Below are 2,320 nucleotides of genomic sequence, written 5' to 3' on the forward strand. Positions count from 1 at the left end.
CGAACGCCGCCTCGCCGGCGAGCGGAGCCAGTCTCGGCGCGTACACGACCACGCCCTCGACGCTCGGCGGCGGCAAGCTTGACGGCATGAAGCGGCCTCCCCACGACGGCGGCTGTCTAGACCATTCCATCGCGGGCGCCACCCCGGTGTTGAGCGACTGCTTAGCGGTGCGCCGCCGACTGCGCCGCGGAAGAAGCGGCGGACATCTGCGACAGGCCCTCGTTCAGGGCTTCCTGATAGTCGTCGACCAATTGGGTCCAGTAGTTCAGCTGCACAGCCATCAATTCGGCGGGCTGCCGGACCTCGGCGCAGCTGCGCCAGAAATCGGCGAGCGCGCTCGACCGACGGCTCATCAGCGCGAGCCCGACGTGCATCGTCGCGTTCGGCATGTCGGTCATGAAGCTCCGCGGAATTTGCGGGGATTGCATCGCCTCCGCCATCGACGTCTCCTCCTGTCGCCCTGTCATCCGCGCGGGAGGTTACACGTCAGAGCCGGCGGGCCGGAGCGGCGAATCGCCCGCCGCAGCCGCCTGGACGCTCACATCCGCGCGAGGTCGAGCGCTGACAAGCCTTCATTCGCCCGCTTTCGAGGCGCAGGCGCCCAGCCAGGTTGCAGCGCAAAGAAACTCCCTGCATGCGGCAAATCCGTAGCTTGGCCGTACGGGCGGATTCGTGCAGATACCCTCTCAGCCCAGGGCACGTCAGTTCGCCCAAGGCAAAAGAGGAACGCCGTGAAGGGGTTGCAAGCAACCTCAATACGGACCGGAAGATCATGCTTCGTTTTGCTACCCTGGCGGCCGCGGCCGCTGTCCTCGTCGCCGGACCGGCGGCGGCGGAATCCATCCACGTCTCGACCGTCGGCAAGTCGTCCGAGCAGGTGAAGGCGGAGATCCAGAAGGCCGCCGTTCGCGTCTGCCGGGCGGAAACCTCCGACTCGCAGCTCGCTTTCTACCTGCAGGCGCCCTGCGTGAGGGCCGCGATCAAGGCCGCTGTCGCCCAGTCCAGCGACCCGGCGCTGCAGATCGCCTCCCGCTGAGAACGACGCCGCCCGGCCGGGCCACGCGCCGGGTCGGGCGGTTTCGCCTCAGGGCTGCTGCCGGCCCATATCCAGGTCGCAGCGCTGGTCGCGGCTGCGCCCCTCGACGACCGTCGCGGTCAGCACCGGCGAGGCCCCCGGCTTGGCCGTCTCCACCACCACGTTCAGCGCCCGCCGGCCGGGCGCGTTGCACAGCGCCTCGCGTGAGGCGAGCGCGCCGGGCGCCCAGGCGGTCTTCGCCGGCGCGAAGCGCTCCGGCCGCGCGGCGAGCGCATCCAGCACGGCCTTGCGCAGCTCGGCGGGATCGCCGGCGGTCGCGGTGACGGCGCAGAGGTTGGGATTGGTCTCCCGGTGGATCGCCACGTCCTGGCCCTTCATGTCGACCACCGGCGCCTTGTCGATCACCGCCGCCAGACAGGCGCCCATGGCGGAGTGCGCCTCATAGACCGGGTCGGCGTGCGCGGCCGAGGCGGCCGCGAGAGCGGACAGGACAGCGAGGATCGCCAGGCGCATGGGCGGCTCCGGTGGGAAAAGCTTCCTGCGATGGCGCGGGAAAGCGGCGCGCTTATGGCGCGCCGTCATAGCTATACGACACCTGCAAGCACGATGCGCCATCGGCTAATGGGGCGTCGCTACGGCCGAACCCGCCAGCGCATCGGTCAACTGATGCATGGATTTCTCGAACATCGGACCACAGCTCTGCCGCAGGTCCGTCTGAGCCGACCTCGCATCCATCGTCGCGGCCATCGACCGCAGGCGGCCGAAGTCGAAGCCGGGATCGCGCCCGGCGATGCGCCCCATGAAGTAGACGGTTCCAACCTGGCCGAACGCCTGGTCGCTGGGGTTGGTCGAGTTCGACAGCGCCACCATCGCCAGGAGGCAGCGGCTGTCCCCCGCCGCGGTCGCGCCGACGGGTTGCGCCCAAGAGGCCGGGGCCAGTGCGAAGGCGGCGATGCCGACGGCGACGAGCAGACGCATTTGCTGACTCCCGGAGGCGAACCCGCACAGCGGAACCGTCGATGGTCAGCTCCGCCTCGCGCGGTCTCCATCCGTCGACATCCTGGTTCAGGGAGGTGAAAACCCCGAGGCTGGCGCGCATGCGAAGCCTGCGGTCGGGATCTTAGCCCGCCGAGCGCGCGGCGGGGTTCGCGGCTTGGATGGAGACGCGAACGGCCGCCCAGCGTTTGCGGGGCGGCCGTTTTTCGAACTTGGGTGCGGGGACAGGATTTGAACCTGTGACCTTCAGGTTATGAGCCTGACGAGCTACCGGGCTGCTCCACCCCG

The 2,320-nt window shown here is 69.3% G+C and carries 4 protein-coding genes; 1 reads left to right on the forward strand and 3 read right to left on the reverse strand.

From position 1 onward, the window contains the following. Positions 1-161: 161 nt before the first annotated feature. On the reverse strand, positions 162-440 hold the full coding sequence (locus VJS38_RS17880; protein ID WP_324089506.1) for a hypothetical protein: 279 nt from the start codon (positions 438-440) through the stop codon (positions 162-164). A 332-nt stretch (positions 441-772) separates the two neighbouring features. On the opposite strand from VJS38_RS17880, the gene VJS38_RS17885 reads away from it, so the two are divergent. Then, positions 773-1,036, forward strand: coding sequence for a hypothetical protein (locus VJS38_RS17885; protein ID WP_324089507.1), 264 nt, complete (start codon positions 773-775; stop codon positions 1,034-1,036). Between the two features lie 48 nt (positions 1,037-1,084). Here the strand turns inward: VJS38_RS17885 and VJS38_RS17890 are convergent, their stop codons facing one another. Together VJS38_RS17890 and VJS38_RS17895 are read right to left on the reverse strand one after the other, a co-directional pair. After that, the gene (locus tag VJS38_RS17890) at positions 1,085-1,549 is read right to left on the reverse strand and encodes a hypothetical protein (protein ID WP_324089508.1); all 465 of its coding nucleotides are present in this window, start codon (positions 1,547-1,549) and stop codon (positions 1,085-1,087) included. A 105-nt stretch (positions 1,550-1,654) separates the two neighbouring features. Further along, a complete protein-coding gene (locus tag VJS38_RS17895) occupies positions 1,655-2,014 on the reverse strand; it encodes a hypothetical protein (protein WP_324089509.1) in 360 nt (119 codons plus the stop codon). Positions 2,015-2,320: the final 306 nt, after the last annotated feature.

Origin of the sequence: Phenylobacterium sp., assembly GCF_035276905.1 — a bacterium.
GTDB lineage: Bacteria > Pseudomonadota > Alphaproteobacteria > Caulobacterales > Caulobacteraceae > Phenylobacterium.

Excerpts from the sequence above, each read along its gene's own strand:
- VJS38_RS17880 (WP_324089506.1), bottom strand. The coding sequence starts at position 440 with ATGGCGGAGGCGATGCAATCCCCGCAAATTCCGCGGAGCTTCATGACC.
- VJS38_RS17885 (WP_324089507.1), top strand. The coding sequence starts at position 773 with ATGCTTCGTTTTGCTACCCTGGCGGCCGCGGCCGCTGTCCTCGTCGCC.
- VJS38_RS17890 (WP_324089508.1), bottom strand. The coding sequence starts at position 1,549 with ATGCGCCTGGCGATCCTCGCTGTCCTGTCCGCTCTCGCGGCCGCCTCG.
- VJS38_RS17895 (WP_324089509.1), bottom strand. The coding sequence starts at position 2,014 with ATGCGTCTGCTCGTCGCCGTCGGCATCGCCGCCTTCGCACTGGCCCCG.